Below are 505 nucleotides of genomic sequence, written 5' to 3'. Positions count from 1 at the left end.
GGCAATCGCGAGCCCGAGACCCGTTCCGGCAGTTGAATCTTTTGTGTTCGTCCCTCTGTAGTAACGGTTAAACAAATGGGTAATGGTTTCTTCATCCATTCCTTTCCCATTGTCCTTCACCTTTAAAGAAATATGATTTTTTGTTTGTTCCAGAATGACTTGAATCTCTGTTCCTTTGCCGTTGTGCTTCACGGCATTCCCAAGGAGGTTTTCTAATATGCGCCTGAACCACGCTTCATCAAGGGCAAATTCAATATGCTCTTCTTTGGATACAAACGAGATATCATACCCTTCAGAAAACGGATTTTTCTTAAAATCCTCAATGACATTTTTAAAAAACGGGATAAGGCTAGTGAGCTTTCTATCAATAGGAAGAGCATCATTTTTCAGCCGATACGTTAAATTTAAGTCTTCAATCAGCTTGGACATGTATTCAGATTTTTCTCTGACAACCTGCCCCATTTCTTTCACTTCTTCCGGCGACCAGTCATACTGCTTCGACTCA

General features: G+C 41.0%; 1 pseudogene. It reads right to left on the bottom strand.

From position 1 onward, the window contains the following. A pseudogene (gene yvrG / locus ACWHAR_RS32505) lies at window positions 1-505 on the bottom strand (two-component system sensor histidine kinase YvrG); the annotation flags it as partial.

It is taken from the genome of Bacillus sp. LR--39 (genome assembly GCF_053613335.1).
The sequence above is the reverse complement of the archived record's forward strand: the minus strand, read 5'-3'. Positions and strand labels throughout refer to the sequence as shown.